Source organism: Edaphosphingomonas laterariae (genome assembly GCF_900188165.1).
GTDB lineage: Bacteria > Pseudomonadota > Alphaproteobacteria > Sphingomonadales > Sphingomonadaceae > Sphingomonas_E > Sphingomonas_E laterariae.
This window is the reverse complement of sequence record NZ_FZOS01000010.1, coordinates 15,390-33,470: the sequence shown is the minus strand read 5'-3', so window position 1 is coordinate 33,470 and position 18,081 is coordinate 15,390. Positions and strand designations below refer to the sequence as shown.

General features: G+C 67.4%; 22 protein-coding genes. 10 read left to right on the top strand and 12 right to left on the bottom strand.

Going from position 1 to position 18,081, the window contains the following annotated elements; all coding sequences use genetic code 11:
• Window positions 1-130: 130 nt before the first annotated feature.
• A complete protein-coding gene (locus CHB74_RS10745) occupies window positions 131-1,069 on the bottom strand; it encodes an isoaspartyl peptidase/L-asparaginase family protein (RefSeq protein ID WP_089219646.1) in 939 nt (312 codons plus the stop codon).
• Window positions 1,066-2,184: an acyltransferase family protein gene (locus CHB74_RS10740; RefSeq protein WP_245842844.1), complete on the bottom strand. Its 1,119-nt coding sequence runs from the start codon at window positions 2,182-2,184 to the stop codon at window positions 1,066-1,068. Before CHB74_RS10740 ends, CHB74_RS10745 begins: the two co-directional genes overlap by 4 nt.
• Window positions 2,185-2,337: 153 nt before the next feature.
• On the opposite strand from CHB74_RS10740, the gene ispG reads away from it, so the two are divergent.
• The 3 genes from ispG to CHB74_RS10725 all read left to right on the top strand — a co-directional run bounded on the left by ispG (window position 2,338) and on the right by CHB74_RS10725 (window position 4,997).
• Entirely contained in the window at window positions 2,338-3,471 is a 1,134-nt protein-coding gene (gene ispG, locus CHB74_RS10735; RefSeq protein WP_089219644.1) for a flavodoxin-dependent (E)-4-hydroxy-3-methylbut-2-enyl-diphosphate synthase, read from the top strand.
• A 156-nt stretch (window positions 3,472-3,627) separates the two neighbouring features.
• Window positions 3,628-4,524, top strand: coding sequence for a DMT family transporter (locus tag CHB74_RS10730; RefSeq protein ID WP_089219643.1), 897 nt, complete (start codon window positions 3,628-3,630; stop codon window positions 4,522-4,524).
• Window positions 4,521-4,997 carry a GNAT family N-acetyltransferase gene (locus CHB74_RS10725; RefSeq protein WP_245842825.1) on the top strand — a complete coding sequence of 159 codons (477 nt, stop codon included), beginning with the start codon at window positions 4,521-4,523 and terminating at the stop codon, window positions 4,995-4,997. Before CHB74_RS10730 ends, CHB74_RS10725 begins: the two co-directional genes overlap by 4 nt.
• Window positions 4,998-5,041: 44 nt before the next feature.
• Here the strand turns inward: CHB74_RS10725 and CHB74_RS10720 are convergent, their stop codons facing one another.
• Window positions 5,042-5,701, bottom strand: coding sequence for a DUF1345 domain-containing protein (locus CHB74_RS10720; protein WP_089219642.1), 660 nt, complete (start codon window positions 5,699-5,701; stop codon window positions 5,042-5,044).
• Between the two features lie 44 nt (window positions 5,702-5,745).
• Here CHB74_RS10720 and CHB74_RS10715 point away from each other — a divergent pair, with 44 nt between their 5' ends.
• Together CHB74_RS10715 and CHB74_RS10710 are read left to right on the top strand one after the other, a co-directional pair.
• The gene (locus CHB74_RS10715) at window positions 5,746-6,060 is read left to right on the top strand and encodes a DMT family transporter (RefSeq protein WP_089219641.1); all 315 of its coding nucleotides are present in this window, start codon (window positions 5,746-5,748) and stop codon (window positions 6,058-6,060) included.
• Between the two features lie 15 nt (window positions 6,061-6,075).
• Window positions 6,076-7,038 carry a threonine ammonia-lyase gene (locus CHB74_RS10710; RefSeq protein ID WP_089219640.1) on the top strand — a complete coding sequence of 321 codons (963 nt, stop codon included), beginning with the start codon at window positions 6,076-6,078 and terminating at the stop codon, window positions 7,036-7,038.
• A 24-nt stretch (window positions 7,039-7,062) separates the two neighbouring features.
• On the opposite strand, the gene CHB74_RS10705 is transcribed toward CHB74_RS10710, so the two are convergent.
• Entirely contained in the window at window positions 7,063-7,479 is a 417-nt protein-coding gene (locus CHB74_RS10705) for a GtrA family protein (protein ID WP_089219639.1), read from the bottom strand.
• Window positions 7,480-7,529: 50 nt separating this feature from the next.
• Between CHB74_RS10705 and CHB74_RS10700 the strand changes: the two genes are divergently transcribed.
• Window positions 7,530-9,302 carry a hypothetical protein gene (locus CHB74_RS10700; protein ID WP_089219638.1) on the top strand — a complete coding sequence of 591 codons (1,773 nt, stop codon included), beginning with the start codon at window positions 7,530-7,532 and terminating at the stop codon, window positions 9,300-9,302.
• A 69-nt stretch (window positions 9,303-9,371) separates the two neighbouring features.
• On the opposite strand, the gene CHB74_RS10695 is transcribed toward CHB74_RS10700, so the two are convergent.
• The 8 genes from CHB74_RS10695 to CHB74_RS10660 form a co-directional block, all read right to left on the bottom strand.
• On the bottom strand, window positions 9,372-9,989 hold the full coding sequence (locus CHB74_RS10695; protein ID WP_089219637.1) for a MarC family protein: 618 nt from the start codon (window positions 9,987-9,989) through the stop codon (window positions 9,372-9,374).
• Window positions 9,986-10,735, bottom strand: coding sequence for a hypothetical protein (locus tag CHB74_RS10690; protein ID WP_089219636.1), 750 nt, complete (start codon window positions 10,733-10,735; stop codon window positions 9,986-9,988). Before CHB74_RS10690 ends, CHB74_RS10695 begins: the two co-directional genes overlap by 4 nt.
• Window positions 10,732-11,622: a bifunctional methylenetetrahydrofolate dehydrogenase/methenyltetrahydrofolate cyclohydrolase FolD gene (folD, locus tag CHB74_RS10685; RefSeq protein WP_089219635.1), complete on the bottom strand. Its 891-nt coding sequence runs from the start codon at window positions 11,620-11,622 to the stop codon at window positions 10,732-10,734. The genes CHB74_RS10690 and folD overlap by 4 nt, the downstream gene beginning before the upstream one ends.
• A complete protein-coding gene (locus CHB74_RS10680) occupies window positions 11,619-11,903 on the bottom strand; it encodes a DUF167 family protein (RefSeq protein ID WP_089219634.1) in 285 nt (94 codons plus the stop codon). The genes folD and CHB74_RS10680 overlap by 4 nt, the downstream gene beginning before the upstream one ends.
• Window positions 11,904-11,947: 44 nt before the next feature.
• Complete coding sequence (locus CHB74_RS10675; protein ID WP_089219633.1) at window positions 11,948-12,250, bottom strand: YggT family protein; 303 nt, start codon at window positions 12,248-12,250, stop codon at window positions 11,948-11,950.
• A 222-nt stretch (window positions 12,251-12,472) separates the two neighbouring features.
• Window positions 12,473-13,378, bottom strand: coding sequence for an acetylglutamate kinase (argB, locus tag CHB74_RS10670; protein WP_179220810.1), 906 nt, complete (start codon window positions 13,376-13,378; stop codon window positions 12,473-12,475).
• Window positions 13,379-13,487: 109 nt separating this feature from the next.
• Entirely contained in the window at window positions 13,488-15,200 is a 1,713-nt protein-coding gene (locus CHB74_RS10665; protein WP_089219632.1) for a flotillin family protein, read from the bottom strand.
• The gene (locus CHB74_RS10660; protein WP_089219631.1) at window positions 15,201-15,815 is read right to left on the bottom strand and encodes a YqiJ family protein; all 615 of its coding nucleotides are present in this window, start codon (window positions 15,813-15,815) and stop codon (window positions 15,201-15,203) included.
• Between the two features lie 155 nt (window positions 15,816-15,970).
• Here CHB74_RS10660 and CHB74_RS10655 point away from each other — a divergent pair, with 155 nt between their 5' ends.
• The 4 genes from CHB74_RS10655 (at window position 15,971) to CHB74_RS10640 (ending at window position 18,075) form a co-directional block, all read left to right on the top strand.
• Window positions 15,971-16,369 carry a hypothetical protein gene (locus tag CHB74_RS10655; protein ID WP_089219630.1) on the top strand — a complete coding sequence of 133 codons (399 nt, stop codon included), beginning with the start codon at window positions 15,971-15,973 and terminating at the stop codon, window positions 16,367-16,369.
• Between the two features lie 86 nt (window positions 16,370-16,455).
• Window positions 16,456-17,124 (top strand): RluA family pseudouridine synthase, encoded by a 669-nt coding sequence (locus tag CHB74_RS10650; protein ID WP_089219629.1) that lies wholly within the window; start codon window positions 16,456-16,458, stop codon window positions 17,122-17,124.
• Complete coding sequence (arfB, locus tag CHB74_RS10645; RefSeq protein WP_089219740.1) at window positions 17,111-17,524, top strand: alternative ribosome rescue aminoacyl-tRNA hydrolase ArfB; 414 nt, start codon at window positions 17,111-17,113, stop codon at window positions 17,522-17,524. Before CHB74_RS10650 ends, arfB begins: the two co-directional genes overlap by 14 nt.
• A 65-nt stretch (window positions 17,525-17,589) precedes the next feature.
• Entirely contained in the window at window positions 17,590-18,075 is a 486-nt protein-coding gene (locus tag CHB74_RS10640) for a GAF domain-containing protein (protein WP_089219739.1), read from the top strand.
• Window positions 18,076-18,081: the final 6 nt, after the last annotated feature.

Here is an 18,081-nt window from a genome sequence, read left to right as displayed (position 1 = left end):
GGGTTCAGACCGTTTGGTTTTTGGCCGGAACGACCGATGATCGGCCGTTGAGCCTGCACCATCCCGGCGGCCGGATTTGTCCACGCCACCCGGATCGAGCTTCCCCGAAGCGAGGGCGTGGAGGACGGGTTTATTCGTCGCTGTAGATCGCGATTTCGGGCGGGGAATCATGGGTGGCGATGGCGCGGTACATGCCGGGCGTGTTGAACGCCCAGCCGCCCGAGCCGTCGGCGGACACGACGATCACACCGCCCTTGCCGCCCATTTCGGTCAGTTCGGCGATCAGTTCGTCGGCGGCGTCCTCGATGCTTTCGCCCGCCAGCCGGACGCGCGCCGTGATTTCGTGCGCGACGCCCAGCCGGATGAACATTTCGCCCGATCCGGTGCAGGAAACCGCGCAGGCGCGGTCATCGGCATAGGTGCCCGCGCCGATCAGTGGCGAATCGCCCACGCGGCCCCATTTCTTGCCGGTCAGCCCGCCGGTGGAGGTGGCGGCGGCGACATGGCCGTGGCTGTCCAGCGCGACGGCGCCCACCGTGCCATATTTCATCGCCGAATCGAACGGCGCGTCGGGGTTGGCGAGAATCTCGTCGAGCTGGCGGCGGCGTTCGGCCGTCTCGAACCAGGCGGGATCGGCGGCCTCGATATCGTGGGCGCGGGCGAAGCCATCCGCCCCGGTGCCGGCGAGGAAGACGTGATGGCTCTGGTCCATCACCGCGCGGGCCAGTGTGATCGGGTTGCGCGTGGTGCGCACGCCGGCGACGGCGCCGGCATTGCGGGTGGCGCCGTCCATGATCGCGGCATCGCATTCGATGCGGCCTTCGGCGGTGAACACCGATCCCCGGCCGGCGTTGAAATGGGGATCGTCCTCAAGCACGCGGATCGCGGCTTCGACTGCATCGAGCGCGGTGCCGCCGCCAGCGAGGATCGCGGTGCCGGCATCGAGCGCGGCCTTGAGGCCGGCGCGGCCGCCCGCATCATAGTCATCGGGCAGATGCCCGCGCCGCATCGATCCCGATCCGCCATGGATGACGATGGTCCAGCGAGGCGCGTCGGCGGCGGCGGTCATGGGATGCTCCTGATTGGTGATTGTGGCCCCCCTACACTTTTGCGGCCATCGCGGGGAAGGCCGATCAGCGGCCGCAACGGCCCGCTGCGGCGACCCAGCGCGTAAAAGAGCCAGCAGCCGAGCGCGGTGCCGGCGATGAGGACGAGGAATTCCGGCCCCGCGCCCCAATGATGGCGGACCAGCCACCAGCCGATCAGCACGATCAGCGTCTGGTGGATCAGATAGACGGGGAAGACCGCCTCGGTCAGCGTCGCGCGCCAGCGATGGTCGTGGTTCCAGCGTCGATCGGCCAGGCCGAGCAGCAGGATGATCGCGCCCCAGCCCATCAGCGAGGCGGGGCCGAGTTCGCCGCCATAGAAGCTGGCGAGCGATTCGGCGCCGGGATTGCCCGCCATTCGCCACGCGAGCAGCGCATAGCCGGCGATCACCAGCGCCAGCGCGGGCCGCCACAGCCGCCGGATATCGGGCCAGAGCGCATCCCCGCGCGCCAGTCCGAAGCCGAACAGAAAGGCGGGCAGATAGACGAGATGGCCGGGCAGATCATCGGCAACGCGGTTGGTGGGCATCAGGCCGGGCAGCAGCACCAGCCGGACGAGCAGCAGCCACGCGATCGGCAACAGGATGAGCCGCCAGCCCGAAAAGGCGCGGGCGAAGCCGGCCTGCAGCCGCGCGGTGGCGGATTCGGAAAGGAGTGCCGCAGCGACGGCGACGAGCAGCGAATAGACCAAGATATAGGCGACGAACCACAGGTGGAAGAAGCCGAAGGCGTGATAATCGCGCGCGCCGAAACCGAAATAATCGTGCAGCCAGAAATGGATCAGCCCGTGCGGATAGCCGAGCTTCTGCTGCAGTTCGACCCAGGCCTGGGGAACGACGATGAAGGTGGCGCCGAACAGCAGCGGGATGACGAGGCGGGCGGTGCGCGACCGGGCGAAGCCGGCGATCGTGGGCGCGCGGGCGAGCATGGCGCGCGCGGCATAGCCCGAAACGAGGAACAGCAGCATCATCCGCCACGGGTTCATCGCGATCAGCAGATAGACGATCCACGCGACAGGATGTTCGGCGTTCACGTGCCAGTCCCATGGCGAGAGCATCAGCCCGACATGATAGAGGATGAGCAGCGCGAAGGCCGCGATGCGCAGCCAGTCCAGCCCGTAATGCCGCTGCGGCAGCGGCGGAGGATGACGCTTTATGGTGATGCTCCTTGCTGGAACGAACCGCGACCGTGGTTCTTTGAGTCGTCAACGCCAGCCGCTATAGGCGGGTCCATGTCCATTCGCCCATGGCGCGATATCGCGCGTCGAGAATCCCGTCAGATCATGGTCGGCAAGGTGCCGGTGGGCGGCGGCGCGCCCGTCACCGTCCAGACCATGACCAATACTCCCACGTCCGACGCGAAGGCGACGATCGACCAGATCCGCCGCTGCGAGGAGGCCGGCGCCGATATCATCCGGGTGTCGTGCCCCGATGTGGAATCGACCACGGCCTTCCGCGAGATCGTGCGCGCCGCCAAGGTGCCGATCGTCGCCGATATCCACTTCCACTATAAGCGCGCGCTGGAAGCGGCGGATGCGGGCGCGGCCTGCCTGCGGATCAACCCCGGCAATATCGGGTCCGACGACCGCGTGGCCGAAGTGGTGCGCGCCGCCAAGGCCAATGGCTGCGCGATCCGCATCGGCGTGAACGCCGGCAGCCTGGAAAAAGACCTGCTCGAAAAATATGGCGAGCCCTGCCCAGAGGCGCTCGTCGAAAGCGCGCTCGACCATATCAAGCTGCTGCAGGATCACGATTTCCACGATTATAAGGTGGCGGTGAAGGCATCGGACGTGTTCCTTGCCGTCGCCGCTTATATGCAGCTGGCCGAAGCGGTGGACTGCCCGCTGCACCTTGGCATCACCGAAGCCGGCGGGCTGATCGGCGGCACGGTGAAATCCGCGATCGGCATCGGCAACCTGCTGTGGGCGGGCATTGGCGACACGATCCGCGTCTCGCTTTCGGCCGAGCCCGAAGAGGAAGTGCGCGTCGGCTACGAAATCCTGAAATCGCTCGGCATCCGCACGCGCGGCGTGCGCGTGGTTTCCTGCCCCAGCTGCGCGCGGCAGGGCTTCGACGTGATCCGCACCGTCGAGAAGCTGGAGGAGCGGCTGAAGCATATCTCGACGCCGATGTCGCTCTCGGTGCTCGGCTGCGTCGTCAACGGGCCGGGCGAGGCGCGCGAAACCGATATCGGCATCACCGGCGGCGGCAATGGCCGCCACATGGTCTATCTGTCGGGCGTCACCGACCACCATGTCGAGGATGCCGGCATGATCGAGCATATCGTGAAGCTGGTCGAGGCGAAGGCGGCCGAGATCGAAGCCGCCAATGCCGCCGCCGAGGCAGCGGCAGAGGCTGCGGAATAAGAGCGCGTCCCCGATAGGCGATGGTCATGCCGAACCGGTTTCGGCATCCATCCACGGCCTGCCCGGAAATCTGGCTTAGCGCGCATGGATCCTGACGCTCGTCAGGATGACGGAGGGAAGGGTGGCAAGGCAAGGGCTGACGACGGCAGGTTGGCCATGAGCCGCCCGACACCACCCGGCATCGCCTTTGCCGTGGCGACGCTGGGGATTGCCGTCTTTTCCTGCATGGACGCGCTGATGAAGGGGCTGACGATCGCGATCGGCGCCTACAACACCATGCTGTGGCGGTCACTGGCGGGCGCGCTGATCGGGGCGCTGTTCCATTTCGCGCGCGGGCCGGCGCGGCCGGCGGCATCGACGCTGCGGCTGCATTTCCATCGCGGGCTGGTGGCGACGGCGATGGCGCTGTTGTTCTTCTGGGGCCTTGCCCGCGTGCCGATGGCGCAGGCGATCGCGCTCACCTTCATCGCGCCGCTGATCGCGATCTTCCTGGCCGGGCTGTTGCTGAAGGAGCGGATCGACCGGCGGGCGATCGTCGCGTCGCTGATCGCATTCGCCGGCGTGCTGCTGATCCTGGCCGGGCAGGCGCGGATGGAACTGGGCCGCGAGGCGTTCGCCGGCGCGATCGCCATCCTGCTTTCGGCCGTTTGCTATGCTTATAACATCATCCTGATGCGGCGGCAGGCGCTGGTGGCGGACGGGCGCGAAGTGGCCTTTTACCAGAACGTCACGGTCGGCCTGTTCCTCGCGCTGGCGGCCCCCGTGCTGGCGGTGGTGCCCGATGCGGAACATGCCCCCGCGCTGCTGGGTGCGGCGATGCTCGCCACCTTGTCGCTGTTCCTGTTGACCTGGGCCTATGGCCGCGCCGAGACGAGCTATCTGGCGCCGGTGGAATATACCGCCTTCGTCTGGGCCAGCATCCTCGGCTATCTCGTGTTCGACGAACGCGTCGGCCCGCTCACCGTGGCCGGGGCGCTTCTGATCGCCGGTGGCTGTTTGATGGCAGCGCGCCGCAAACCCGTGCCCATGGGCAATCTGGAAGGAGCAACGTGACCACCATCGTGCGCCCGGCGAATGTCGCCGACGTCCCTGAAATCCTGCGGATGATCCGCGCGCTGGCCGTTTATGAGCGCGAGCCGGACGCGGTGAAGGCGACGCCTGAATCGCTTGCCGAGATGCTGTTCGGCGGCACCCCCAATGTGTTCGCCCATGTCGCCGAAGTGGATGGCCGCGCGGCAGGACTGGCCGTGTGGTTCCTGAACTTTTCGACCTGGACCGGCCGCCACGGCATCTATCTGGAAGATCTGTTCGTCGATCCCGAGGTGCGCCGCGCGGGCGTGGCCGGCGCGCTGTTCCGCGCGCTCGCGGCCGAGGCGAAGGTGCGCGGCTGCGCGCGGATCGACTGGGCGGTGCTCGACTGGAACGAGGATGCCAAGCGTTTCTACCGATCGATCGGCGGCCATCATTCGACCGGCTGGGAACCCTGGCGGATCGACGGCGCGGCGCTCACCGCATTGCAGGGCTGAACGAACAGGGCTGGACCGGCGATGCCGGGTGGCGGACCGACCGGTCAGCCGCCGCCCAGCACGTTGATCGAAAATGCCAGCACGCCGATGTTGAAGACGAAGGCGGCGATGCTGTGGAGGAGGACGGTGCGGCGGAACAGCCGGTCGACGACGTCGACATCGGATGTCTGGAAGGTCATCCCCAGCGTGAAGGCGAAATAGGCGAAATCCCAGTAATCGGGCTCCTCGACGCGGGGGAAGCCCAGCCCGCCGGCATCGCCACCGCCCGGCGCCTCGCTGTAGAACATGTGCGCATAGTGCATGGCAAAGACGAAGTTGCTGAACAGCCAGGCGATCGCCAGCGTGGCGATGATCAGGGCGACCATCAGGCCCGATTCGGCGCCGAGCCGGAGTTCCGCCGCGATGGCGACGAGGATGACCAGCATGACGAGGCCGGTGATGACCAGCAGGCCGACGCGATTGGCATCATTTTCCTTCGCGGCCGCGCGCATTTCGTCCGCCTCGCGCCCGAACAGCGGGATGCAGGATAAAAGGAAGAACAGCGCAGCGCCGTCGAAGCCCAGCATCACCGCCATGCGCCAATCGTCGCCTAGCCCGGTCGCGGCCATGCCGCCGGACAAAGCGAGCAGCAGAAAGACCAGAAAGCGCGGCGGTGCCACGCGATTGCCGATCCCCAATTTGCCCTTGGCCCCCGCCTTTGCCATGGGCGCAGCATATCGCAGGTCGCGAAGTTGGAGGAGTGAAATCAATGGCGTGGTTCTGGCTTATTCTGGGCGGCTTTTTCGAAGTGGGTTTCACCACCTGCCTCCGCTTTGTCGACGGGTTTCGGAATATTCCGTGGACGGCGGGATTTCTGGTTTCGGTCTCGCTGTCGATGGGCCTGCTCGAAGTCGCCTCGCGCTCGATCCCGATGGGCACGGCCTATGCCGTCTGGGGCGGCATCGGTGCGCTCGGCACCGTGATCGTCGGCATCATCTGGTTCGGCGAACCGATCAACGCGCTGCGCCTTGGCCTGATCGTGGCGCTGGTCGGCTGCATCGCGGGCCTCAAGCTCGCCCATTGATGCTAGGATAAGGCGATGAGCCAGGATCTTCCCGTCAGCTTTACCGATATCGCCCTCGCGGCGGTGCGGATCGAGGGGCATGTGCACCATACGCCCGTGCTGCGATCGCGCCGGCTGGATGCGATCCTGGGCGCGGAAATCGCCTTCAAGTGCGAGAATATGCAGCGCATCGGCGCGTTCAAGGCGCGGGGCGCGCATAATGCGGTGCTGGCGCTGGACGATGCGGCCGCCGCGCGCGGGGTCGTCACCCATTCGTCGGGCAACCATGCGGCGGCATTGAGCCTTGCCGCCGCCACGCGCGGCATTCCCGCCTTCATCGTGATGCCGGAGAATGCGCCGCGTGCGAAGGTCGAATCGGTGCGGCGGCTGGGCGGCGAGGTGCAGTTCTGCGCGCCGACGATCACCGCGCGCGAGGCGATGGCTGATGCCATCGCCGCCGAGCGCGGGGCGACGCTGGTCCACCCCTATGACGATCTGCTGGTGATCGCCGGGCAGGGCACGGCGGCGATGGAACTGCTCGACGAGGTTGGTCCGCTCGACGCGATTCTGGCGCCGGTGGGCGGCGGCGGGCTGATGTCGGGCACCGCCGTGGTGGCGCGCCACATGCAGCCGGCGATCCGCATCATCGCCAGCGAACCCGAACAGGCCGACGATGCCTTCCGGTCATGGCAGGCGGGCGAGCGGCTGGCAGGCGACCCGCCCAACACGATCGCCGACGGGCTGCGCACCATGCTGGGCAGCAACGGCTTCACCATCCTGACCGCGCTGCTCGACGATTTCGCGACAGTGAGCGAGGCCGCGATCGTCGAGGCGATGCGGCTGGTGTGGGAGGTGATGAAGATCGTCATCGAACCAAGCTCGGCGGTGCCGGTGGCGGCGCTGCTCGAACGCAAGGTGGACCTCAAGGGTGCCCGTGCGGGCGTGATCCTGACCGGCGGCAATGTCGATCTCGATCAATTGCCCTGGCAGGCCGGCTGATCCCGATCGCGGCGCGCCGGCCGTTCAGGCGAAGACCCATTTGCGGTTGAGCCAGAACACCGCGAGCGGCGTTGCCGTCACCATCAGCGGCATCGGCCACCAGGTCGGCCCGCCGAGCCGTTCGACGAGCAGCCACACCCACAGGCTGTTGAGCGCCAGCCCGACAAGGTTGACCGCGACGAAGCGGCCGCCGGTGCGCGCGAGGTTGCCGCGCCGGCCATGGCCCCGGAAGCTCCAGTGGCTGTGGATGACGTAGCCGACGATCAGCGCGCAGATGAAACCCAGCACGTTGGAGACGAGCGGCGCGACATGCGCGAGTTCCGCCAGCCCCCAATAAAGGCCGAGATGGACCAGTGAGGCGAGGCCGCCGCTGATCCCGTAGCGCACAAGCTGCCCCAGCAATTCGCGATGATGGGCGAAACGCCCGCTGATTCCGTTCATCTCTGTCCGCTTGCTCTTCGGCGGAGAGCCACTAATGGCGGATGCTGGTTATGGGAAGCACGCACGACGATCCGGTCGGCCGCCTCTGGCTGAGGTGGCTGCTTTTGTTCTGGGCCGTCGCGGCCTTCATGCTGATCGCCTGGAAATGGGGGGCGATCCACTGGTTCGCGCTGGGCGATACCGACGACAATCTGCGCATCGCCGAGGTACGCGCCTGGCTGCAGGGGCAGGGCTGGTTCGATCTTCGGCAATATAAGCTCGATCCGCCGGGCGGGGCGAACATCCACTGGTCGCGGCTGGTGGACCTGCCGATCGCCGGGCTGATCCTGGCGATCAAACCCTTTTTCGGCGGCGTGCTGGCCGAAAAATGGGCGGTGGCGATCGCCCCCCTGATCGCGCTGGGCGCGGCGATGGTGGCGCTGGCGCTCACCGCGCGCCGGCTGGTGGCGCCGTCCGCTTATCCGTTGATGATCCTGACGCTGGCCTGCGCGGCCAATGTGATCGGCATGTTCATGCCGCTCAGGATCGATCATCATGGCTGGCAGCTCGCCTTTCTGGCGCTGGCGCTGGCGGGCATCGCCGATCCGGCGCGCGGGCGCGGCGGCGCGACGCTGGGTGCGGCGACCGCGCTGTCGCTGACGATCGGGCTGGAGATGTTTCCCTATCTGGCGCTGGCCGCCGGCATCACCGGCCTGCGCTGGGTGGCCGACGAGAGTGAGGCGGCGCGGCTGCGCGGCTATGGCGCGGCGCTGGCCGCCGGCTGCGCGATCGGCTTCCTGCTGTTCGCATCCCACGCCAATCGCGGCCCCGTATGCGACGCGCTGTCGCCGGTCTGGCTGTCCGCCGCGCTCGGCGGTGGCGCGCTGCTCGTCGGCCTGTCGATGATCCCCGCGCGCGACTGGCGGGTGCGGCTGGCTTTGGCGGCGGGCGCCGGCGTGCTGGTGCTGGGCGGCTTCGCTTTTGCCTGGCCGCATTGCCTGTCGCGCCCCGAAGGCGTGTCGCCCGAACTCGATACCCTATGGCTCAGCCATGTCCGCGAGGCGCGACCGATCTACAGCCATGGCTGGCGCGTCGCGGTGCCGACCGCCGCCTTGCCGCTGATCGGGCTGATCGGAACCGGCTGGGCATTGTGGCAGACGCAGCGCACGCCCCGTTTCCTGCCCTGGCTGGGCGTGGCGCTGCTGGCGCTGACGGCGGATGCACTGCTGCTGTGGCAATTGCGCGCCGCCGCTGCCGCCCAGTTGCTGGCGCTGCCGGGGGCCGTGGCGCTCGGCTGGGCGCTGCTGCCGCATGTGGCGCGCCATCGCGAACTGGCGGTGCGGATCGCAGGGCCGGTGCTGCTGCTGCTGGTGACGACCGGGGTTGCCGCGCGGATCATCGTCGATGCCATCCCCGCCGCGCCCACGACCAAATATCGCAAGTCGATCCGCACGGCGAACGCGCGCTGCCCGACGCTGCCGGCGCTGGCACCGATCGCCAAGCTGCCGCCGGCGACGATCCTGACCTTCGTCGATTTCGGCCCCCGGCTGATCGCGACCACCAAGCATAAGGCGATCGCCGGCCCCTATCACCGCAACGGCGCGGCGATCCTGGACGTGCAGCACGCCTTTCGCGGCACGGAGGACAATGCCCGCGCGATCATGCTGCGTCATGGCGCGTCGATGGTGCTGATCTGCCCCGGCATGTCCGAATCGACCATCTATGCGGCCGAGGCGAAGACTGGCTTCTACACGCAGCTGCGCGACAACCGGGCGCCGGCATGGCTGGAGCCGGTGGCGCTGCCCAAGGGATCGCCGTTCAAATTGTGGCGGGTGCGCGACTGACCGGCCGCGCCATGCCGGCGGTGGGGCCGGTGGTGGCCGGCATGGCGCGCGGAACAGGCGAACAGCAGATCAGCCGAACGAGCCGTGGATACCGTTGATCACGAACTGCGCGGCCAGCGCGGCGAGGATGACGCCGAGCAGCCGGGTGATGACGGTTTCGACATTCTGGCTGACGAAGCGCATGATCGAGCCGGAAGCGAGCAGCGCGCCGAGCGTGAGCAGCAGGATCGACGCCATCGCGGCGAGCACGATCAGACCTTCCTGCCACCCGTCGCTCTTGCCGACCGCCAGCATGACGGAGGCGATCGAGCCGGGGCCGGCGATCATCGGGATCGCCATCGGGAAGATCGACACGTCCTCGACATGTTCGGCCTTCACCTTTTCGGCGCGATCCTCGCGGCGCTGGGTGCGTTTTTCGAACACCATTTCGAGCGCGATCAGGAACAGCATGATGCCGCCCGCGATGCGGAAGGCATCGAGGCTGACGCCCAGCGCGCGCAGAAAATCCTCGCCGAACAAGGCGAAGACGAGGAGGATGATCGCCGCGACGCCGACGGCGCGGATCGCCATCGCGCGGCGGTGCGCGGGCGCCGCGCCGGACGTGAGGCTGGCGAAGATCGGCGCGCAGCCGGGCGGATCGATCACCACGAAGAAGGTGACGAAGGCGGAGACGAACAGTTCGATCATGGTTGCGGCGCGCCCGTGATTTCAAGGAGGGCAAGCCGCCAATCCTCGCCATCCCAGCGGCGGACGGTGAGGATATGGGCGCCCTTGGCCCCGCCGACGATGGTCTGCACGTCCCAGATCAGCGAACGATCGGCCGATGAGCCGCCGGCGATGCTGTCGCCCAGTTCGAGCGTGAGATCGGCCGCCGGCTTGCTGGCCGGCATCCGCCCGTCTTCCTGCACGATCAGATCGGGCGCGGCATTGGCGGTGAGCGTCGACAGGCGGACCGGTCCGGCGACGGCGAAGCCGTGGATTTCGTTCTTGCGCGCCGCGAGGTTGCGGCAGGAGGCGTCGCGGCGCTTGGCCTTTTCACCAGCGGCGAGCGGGCGTGGCGTGTCGCGGCCATGATCGAGCAGCCATTTGTGGTCGCCGCCCGGCTGGCGCTGCCAGACGGTGGTGAAGCTGCCATGCGCCTTGCCGCCATCGCGCCGCCACGGCCCGGTCGAGATGGCGAGGCTGCGGTCGCACGACGCCATCGCGGTCGACGGCCACCACATCACCGGCATAAGCGGGTTTTTCCGCCCCTTGAGATGGGCCTGCGCGTTGACCGGATCGGGCGCGAACATGATCGCGTCCGCCGCGGCGAAGGAGCGGAAAGCCGTCCACTGCCCGTCGCGCTGCGCCATGGCCGCGAAGGCGCGTTCGGCGTCTTCGGCGGTGGCGGGGGATGGGGCCGCGGCTGCCAGCAGCAGCGCGGCGAGGATCACAGACCCTCCGGCGCGGGCAGGCCGGCGCGGCGATAGGCGGCGACGACGGTGTTGCGCAGCAGCACCGCGATCGTCATCGGGCCGACACCGCCGGGGACCGGGGTGATCGCCGAGGCGACTTCGGCCGCGCTGGCATAATCGACATCGCCGACCAGCTTCGTCTTGCCTTCTTCCGCACCCGGCACGCGATTGATGCCGACATCGATCACCACCGCGCCGGCCTTGAGCCAATCCCCCTTCACCATTTCCGGCCGGCCAACGGCGGCGACGACGATATCGGCGCGGCGGACGACGGCGGGGAGATCGGCGGTGCGCGAATGGGCGATGGTGACGGTGCAGTTTTCGCCGAGGAGCAATTGCGCCATCGGCTTGCCGACGATGTTCGAGCGGCCGATGACCACCGCTTCCTTGCCCGACAGGTTGCCCAGCTTGTCCTTGAGCAGCATCAGGCAGCCGAGCGGCGTGCAGGGAACGAAGCCCTGCTGGCCCACGGCAAGCCGGCCGGCATTGGCGACGTGGAAACCATCGACATCCTTATCCGGGTCGATCGCGGCGATCACCGTCTGTTCGTCGATCTGCTTGGGCAGCGGCAGCTGGACGAGGATGCCGTCCACCGCATCGTCGCGGTTGAGCCGTTCGACCACGGCGAGCAGATCGGCCTGGCTGGTATCGGCGGGCAGCTTATGTTCGAAGCTCGCCATGCCGGCTTCGATCGTGGCCTTGCCCTTCGACCGGACATAGACCGCGCTGGCCGGATCCTCGCCGACGAGCACGACGGCCAGGCCGGGCACACGCCCCGTCTTCGCCTGGAAGGGCGGCACGGCGGCGGCCAGCCTTTCCCTCAGCCCCGCCGCAAAGGCCTTGCCGTCGATCCGATCCGCGCTCATGCCGCCTGTTCCAGTTCTTCCAGTTTCGCCGTCAGGGCCGCCGGATCACCCGCCAGCCGGAATCTCTTTTCGCGCGATGCTGCGCCATGGAGCAGCGCCACCGCGCCGCGCGGCACGCCCAGCCATTTGGCGAGCAGCGCCCGCACCGCATCATTGGCGGCGCCGTCGGCCGGGGCCGCGGCCACCTTCACCGCCAGATAGCATCGCCCGGCGGCATCGCGCCACAGCCCCGCCACCTGATCGCGCCCGCCGCGCGGGGTGACCCGGACGGCAAGCTCGATACCGCCGTCGACGGGCTTCCAGGCGGGTGGCGCCTGCGTCGGGTTCAGCCCGCGTAGACCTGCATCGCCATGCCGGCGAGCAGCTTCTGCACGATGACGAGGCCGAGGATCAGCACCATCGGCGAGAAATCGAGCCCGCCGAGATCGGGCATGAAGCGGCGGATCGGGCGGAGCAGCGGCTCCGTCACGCGATCGAGCGCATACATCAGCCGGCGGACGAATTCGTTATAGGTGTTGATCACGTTGAACGCGACCAGCAGCGACAGCACCATCTGGACGATGAAGATCGCCACCAGGATGTTGATCAGGAGATCGATGACGCTGAGCAGCGCCCCTACGAGATACATCTGGTCTTTTCCTCAAGCCCGCTGGTGGATGTCCCGATTAGCGGGACGCGGGCGCGCGGGCAACATATGGAGCCGGCTGGCGGAATGGGAGGGGGCTTCCCTCCGGAAATCATTATCCCCGCGCAGGCGGGGTTCCAAATGGTCCACCTGCGCGGCGCGATCGAGAGATCCGGAGTTTACGGATTCCCGCCTGCGCGGAAATGACGGGCTTGCGGGACGAGCTCAGCCCGCGCGGACCAGCGTGCCGGCACCGCGCTTGGTGAAGATTTCGAGCAGCATGGCATGCGGCACGCGGCCATCGAGGATGACGGCGGCATCGACCCCGCCTTCCACCGCGTGGACGCAGGTTTCGAGCTTGGGGATCATGCCGCCCGAAATCGTGCCGTCCTGGCGCAGCGTGCCGATCTGCGCCGGGCTGAGATCGGACATCAGCTTTTTCTGCTTGTCGAGCACGCCGGGCACGTCGGTCAGCAGGAACAGGCGCGCGGCGCCCGTGGCGATGGCGATCGCGCCGGCCATGGTGTCGGCGTTGATATTATAGGTTTCGCCGTCGGCGCCCACGCCGATCGGGGCGACCACCGGGATCATACCCGATTTGGAGATGGTTTCGATCAGGCGGGTGTCGACGTCGGATGGTTCGCCGACGAAGCCGAGATCGACCACCTGTTCGATATTGCTATCGGGATCGCGCTGGGTGCGGCGCACCTTTTCGGCGGTGACGAGCCGGCCGTCCTTGCCCGAAATGCCGACCGCGCGGCCACCGGCGCGGCCGATCCACGACACGATTTCCTTGTTGATCGAACCCGACAGCACCATTTCGGCGACGCGCGCGGTTTCCGCATCGGTGACGCGCAGGCCATCGACGAAGCGCGTCTCGACATTCAGCGTCTTGAGCATCGCGCCGATCTGCGGGCCGCCGCCATGAACGACGATCGGGTTGATGCCCACCGCCTTCATCAGCACCACATCCTCGGCGAAATCGCGCGCGGCTTCGGGGTCGCCCATGGCGTGCCCGCCATATTTCACGACAAAGGTCTCGCCGGCATAACGCTGCATATAGGGCAGCGCCTCGACGAGCGTTTCGGCCTTGAGGAGCAAAGCGGGATCGATGGCGTGGTCGGTCATGATGGCGCGCCCATAGCGGCATCCGCCGGCTTCGTCACGGGTTGAGTGCATCGCGGCCGCGCCGGCCCCGCGCCAGCCCCGTACGGGCATGGTGCGGGGCCGGTTTGCGGGGTCAATCCGCCTTGGCGACCTTTGCGGGGGGCTTGGGCGCCGGCACCTTGGGCGCGTCGGCGCGGGCGGCCCCGGCGACGAGCGAATCGAGCGTCGATCCGTCGAAGCCCAGTTCCTTCATCAGCCCGTCGATCACCGGCGCCTGCGCGCGATAGCGCAGCGCCGCCGCCACGGCCGAACCGGCGAGATTGCCGTCATTGGCCGGGACGAAGGCGCCATCGCCCGCACCCGACCTACCACCGGTCAGGCCATCGACCTGGACGATCTTGATGCTGTCGATCGCCTCCATCGGCTTCGCCGCCTCGCGAATCACCTCGGGTAGCACCTTGAGCAGCGCCATCTTGGTCTGGAGCGAGATCTGGTCGGAGGAGAGCAGGTTGGCGGCTTCGTTGATCGCGCGCTGGCCGGCAGCCTCGACCTCGAAACGGACGCGGGCGGCATCCGCGCGCAGCTTTTCCGCCTCCGCCTCGCCTTCCGCACCGGCGCGCAGCGCTTCGGCGCGATCGGCGGCGGCCTGCTTTTCGGCCTCGGCCTGCACCTTGATGGCGATCGCGGCGCGTTCGGCCTCGCGCGCGGCGTCGATTAGCTCGATCCGCTTGACGCGCTCGGCGACCTCGGTTTCGCGCGCGGTCGCCACCTGTTCCTCGGCGGCGACGGCGGCGGCGCGGGCCTTGTCGGCCTCGGCCTTGGCCTGGCTTTCCTCGCGGCTCTTGTTCTGCACGGCGATCTGCTGTTCCTGCCGGGCGATCTCGATCGCCTGTGCCTGCGCGATGCGGGCTTGCTGGACGGCGCGGTCGGCCTCGATCTGGGCGGCGTCGGTCTGCTGCTTGGCCACGATCCGTGCCTGATCGGCCTCGCGCTGGCGCTCGGCCTGCTGGCGGGCGACTTCGGACACCTGTTCGGCGCGGCGCATCTCCACTTCGCGCTCCTGCTCCAGCCGCGCGAACTCGCTGTCGCGGCCGATGGTGAGCGACTGGCGCGCGGCTTCGAGATTTTTCGCCTCGATCTGGACGCGGGTATCCTGTTCGATGTCGTTGCGCGCCTTCTTGCGCAGCTCGATCTGCTCGGTGAGCTTGGTGAGGCCTTCGGCGTCGAAGGCGTTATTGGCGTTGAAATGTTCGATCGACGTCTGATCGAGCCCGGTGAGCGAGACCGATTCCAGTTCGAGGCCGTTCATCGCCAGATCGGCCGACGACACCTGTTGCACCTTCTGCACGAAATCCGAACGCTGTTCGTGCAGCTGGTTCATCGTCATGCCGGCGGCGACGGAGCGCAGCGCGTCGACGAACTTGCCTTCGACGAGCTCCTTCAGGGCATCGGGGTTCATCGTCCGCATGCCAAGCGTCTGCGCGGCGGTGGCCAGCGCTTCGCGGTCGGGACGGACGCGCACATAGAATTCGGCCTTCACGTCGATGCGCAGGCGATCGAGCGTGATCAGCGCGTCGGAATTCTTGCGCTCCACCGCCAGCCGCACCGTGTTCATGTTCACCGGCATGGTTTCGTGGAACACCGGCAGCACCAGCGCGCCGCCGTTCATCACCACCTTTTCGCCGCCGAAGCCGGTGCGGACGAAGGCAATTTCCTTCGACGCCCGCTTGTAAAGCCGGGCGATGATGAAGCCGAGCGTGAGGATCAGCGCGAGCGCGATGCCGGCATAGATGCCGATGCTGATCAACGAATTGCCCTGTTCGTTCACGGATATGATGTCGTTCATCTATCGATCCAGCTGGAGGGGTGAGGGGCGGCCGGTGGCGATGGCGCGGAAGACATTGCCTTCGCGGCGAACGAGAAGGATCTCCTCGCCCTCGCCGAAGCTGTGGCCGTGATTGTCGGGTTCGACCATGACGTAATGGGTCAGGCCATGATAATCGCGCACCCGCGCCTTGGCGGGCGAGCCTTGCGCGGCGCGGCCGACGACGATCGTGGCGGAAAGCCCGACCAGCTCGCCGATGTCGATCGCGGTGGTTTCATCCTGCGGCAGAATGCGGCCGAGGCCGCGGGCGATAAGACCGGTCACGGGCAGCGCCGCCACGCCGGCGGCAGGTGCCGCGATCCAGCCGGGCAGGAGCGCGCCGACCGTGCTGAGCGCGATCTGCTGGCCGATCAGCCCGATCAGGCCGAAGCAGGCGAGCAAGACGCAGAGCAGCATGAGCAGGGGGATGCGGCCGACGCCGAGCCAGCCCAGCCAGTCGCCATCGCCGTCGAGATCGATCTCATGGCCGGCCATCCCGGCGGACAGGCCGACGGCTTCCACCGCGCCGATCAGCAGCATCACCGCAAGTGCGACCGCAAATGCAAGATTTTCGCCGGCCCCCAGAAATTCCAGCAAGTCTTCGATTCCTCCCTGCCCGGGATACAAGGCTAGCGGGCAGATGGGCGGTCGTCGAGATATGTGTGCCCTAACGAAAGTTCCCCGCTAACCGCTAGTACAAAATCAGATTGATCGTTTGCGAGCTGCGCATTTTTCGATTAAGTTTGAAGATAATGTGGAAGAACTGGGATTTTGCCTCAAAGGCAGCGGCCACTTTATGCCCTGTAAATATCATCGTTGCTTTGATGATGCATGGCCTATGGAAGGGTATAGGCTGGTACGAGATTCTAACGGCGCCGATCACGTTGCTGCCCGCCGCGATAATCTTGGGCGCCCCGCAGATCATCATGCTGGTGCTGACGGTCAAGAGCAGCACCGTGGTTCTGAAGGCTGTCTTTGTCGGTTTGTCGGCCCTGATGGTCGGCGCGTATGGGCTGTTCCTAGCGGGTGTCGATCTCGCGAGCAGTTCGACGGCGTCGGTCGCTTTGGTCTTTGTCGCTTTCTATCTCGCCGTTGGCGCCGCCGCGATCGGGGGATTGCTGATCTGGCTCGAGCGCAAGGGTGAGCACTAGCGGATCAACTAGAAAGGCGACGCCTTCTGTGCGCCACCGTGCCCACCAAAGTTGCGCCCGCCCGCGCTCCGTGACAGAGCGGGCGGATGCTATCCGATCGCGTTCTTTTCATCGATGCCGAGGCGCTGGTGGTCGACAAGCCCGCCGGCCTGCCTGTGACCGAGGTGCGTGACGGCTCTCTGAGCGTCGAGAACCATCTCGATTCGCTGCGCTTCGGCTTTCAGCGGCGGCCGGCGATCGTCCATCGGCTCGATCGCGACACGTCCGGCTGCCTGCTGCTGGCGCGCAACCCCAAGGCGCTCAAGCGCTATTCTGCGGCGTTCGAGGCGGGCGAGGTCGCCAAGACCTATTGGGCGGTGGTGAGCCCGGTGCCGGCCGGCGACGGCGGCACGATCGACCTGCCGCTGCACAAGGTTTCGACGCGCGAGGCGGGGTGGCGGATGATCGTCGATCCGCGCGGCAAGGCATCGCGCACCCACTGGCGCAAGCTGGCCGAGGCCGATGGCCGTGCGCTGATCGAGTTCACGCCCGAGACCGGGCGCACCCACCAGATCCGCGTCCATGCCGCATCGGGCCTCAACGCGCCGATCGTCGGCGATCCGGTTTACGGGAAGGGCGACGGGCCGATGCTGCTCCATGCCCGCGCGCTCAGCCTGCCCCGGCCCAACAAGGCGCCGATCGAGGCGACGGCGGAGCCGCCGGCCAGCTTCGGCCGCTTTGCCGCGCACGCCCGGCTGGCCGATGCCCCAGCCTGAACGCTGGCCGATCCCCGAAGACGCGATCGAGGAAAAATTTCTCGCCGCAACCGGGCCGGGTGGCCAGAATGTCAACAAGGTGGCGACGGCCGTGCAGATCCGGCTCGACGTGTTCGCGCTGCGACTGGCGCCCGATGTCTATCGCCGGTTGAAGGAACTGGCCGGCAGCCGCTTCACCGCCGAGGGGGAGATCGTGCTGGTCGCCCGCACACATCGCACGCGTGAGGCGAACCGGGCAGAGGCACGCGAACGGCTGGGCGAGATGATCGCGCGGGCCCATGTCCGCCCCGAACGGCGGATCAAGACCAAGCCGGGCAAGGCGGCCAAGGCGCGCAGGCTTGAAGGCAAGTCGCAGCGTTCCGAAATCAAGCGCGGGCGCGGCCGGGTGACGTTCGACTAGGCTGACGATCAGGCTGGCGATCAGGCCGGCATTCAGGCCGGATGAGTTTCGATCAGGAAGACCATATGTACCAGTTCGCTATCGCCGAGAATCAGGACAAGCCGGCTTTCTACCGCGCGCTTGCCGAGGCGCTCGACGCACTGACCGCGGGCGAGCCCGACGGCATCGCCAACATGGCCAATGCCGCCGCGCTGATGTGGGAATATCTGCCCGATCTGAACTGGGCGGGTTTTTATCGCGCGCAGGGTGAGGTGCTGGTGCTTGGCCCGTTCCAGGGCAAGGCGGCATGCATCCGCATCCCGTTCGGCAAGGGCGTATGCGGGGCGGCTGCAGCGAGCGCCACCGCGCAGCTGGTGGCCGATGTCCACGCTTTCCCCGGCCATATCGCCTGCGATGCGGCATCGGCATCGGAACTGGTGGTGCCGGTAATCCGCGACGGCCGCGTGATCGCGGTGATCGATCTCGACAGCCCCACGCCGGGCCGCTTCGATGCCGAGGACGAGGCCGGTATCACCCGGCTGGCCGGGATATTGGCGGATCGGATCGGCTAGCTGGCC

What these genes read in the sequence shown, in the direction of transcription:
- CHB74_RS10700 (WP_089219638.1), top strand. Translation starts at nt 7,530, where the DNA reads ATGGGAAGCACGCACGACGATCCGGTCGGCCGCCTCTGGCTGAGGTGG.
- CHB74_RS10710 (WP_089219640.1), top strand. Translation starts at nt 6,076, where the DNA reads ATGAGCCAGGATCTTCCCGTCAGCTTTACCGATATCGCCCTCGCGGCG.
- CHB74_RS10715 (WP_089219641.1), top strand. Translation starts at nt 5,746, where the DNA reads ATGGCGTGGTTCTGGCTTATTCTGGGCGGCTTTTTCGAAGTGGGTTTC.
- CHB74_RS10650 (WP_089219629.1), top strand. Translation starts at nt 16,456, where the DNA reads ATGCTATCCGATCGCGTTCTTTTCATCGATGCCGAGGCGCTGGTGGTC.
- CHB74_RS10745 (WP_089219646.1), bottom strand. Translation starts at nt 1,069, where the DNA reads ATGACCGCCGCCGCCGACGCGCCTCGCTGGACCATCGTCATCCATGGC.
- CHB74_RS10655 (WP_089219630.1), top strand. Translation starts at nt 15,971, where the DNA reads ATGTGGAAGAACTGGGATTTTGCCTCAAAGGCAGCGGCCACTTTATGC.
- folD (WP_089219635.1), bottom strand. Translation starts at nt 11,622, where the DNA reads ATGAGCGCGGATCGGATCGACGGCAAGGCCTTTGCGGCGGGGCTGAGG.
- CHB74_RS10665 (WP_089219632.1), bottom strand. Translation starts at nt 15,200, where the DNA reads ATGAACGACATCATATCCGTGAACGAACAGGGCAATTCGTTGATCAGC.
- CHB74_RS10720 (WP_089219642.1), bottom strand. Translation starts at nt 5,701, where the DNA reads ATGGCAAAGGCGGGGGCCAAGGGCAAATTGGGGATCGGCAATCGCGTG.
- CHB74_RS10675 (WP_089219633.1), bottom strand. Translation starts at nt 12,250, where the DNA reads ATGTATCTCGTAGGGGCGCTGCTCAGCGTCATCGATCTCCTGATCAAC.
- CHB74_RS10730 (WP_089219643.1), top strand. Translation starts at nt 3,628, where the DNA reads ATGAGCCGCCCGACACCACCCGGCATCGCCTTTGCCGTGGCGACGCTG.
- CHB74_RS10705 (WP_089219639.1), bottom strand. Translation starts at nt 7,479, where the DNA reads ATGAACGGAATCAGCGGGCGTTTCGCCCATCATCGCGAATTGCTGGGG.
- ispG (WP_089219644.1), top strand. Translation starts at nt 2,338, where the DNA reads ATGTCCATTCGCCCATGGCGCGATATCGCGCGTCGAGAATCCCGTCAG.
- CHB74_RS10695 (WP_089219637.1), bottom strand. Translation starts at nt 9,989, where the DNA reads ATGATCGAACTGTTCGTCTCCGCCTTCGTCACCTTCTTCGTGGTGATC.
- arfB (WP_089219740.1), top strand. Translation starts at nt 17,111, where the DNA reads ATGCCCCAGCCTGAACGCTGGCCGATCCCCGAAGACGCGATCGAGGAA.
- CHB74_RS10640 (WP_089219739.1), top strand. Translation starts at nt 17,590, where the DNA reads ATGTACCAGTTCGCTATCGCCGAGAATCAGGACAAGCCGGCTTTCTAC.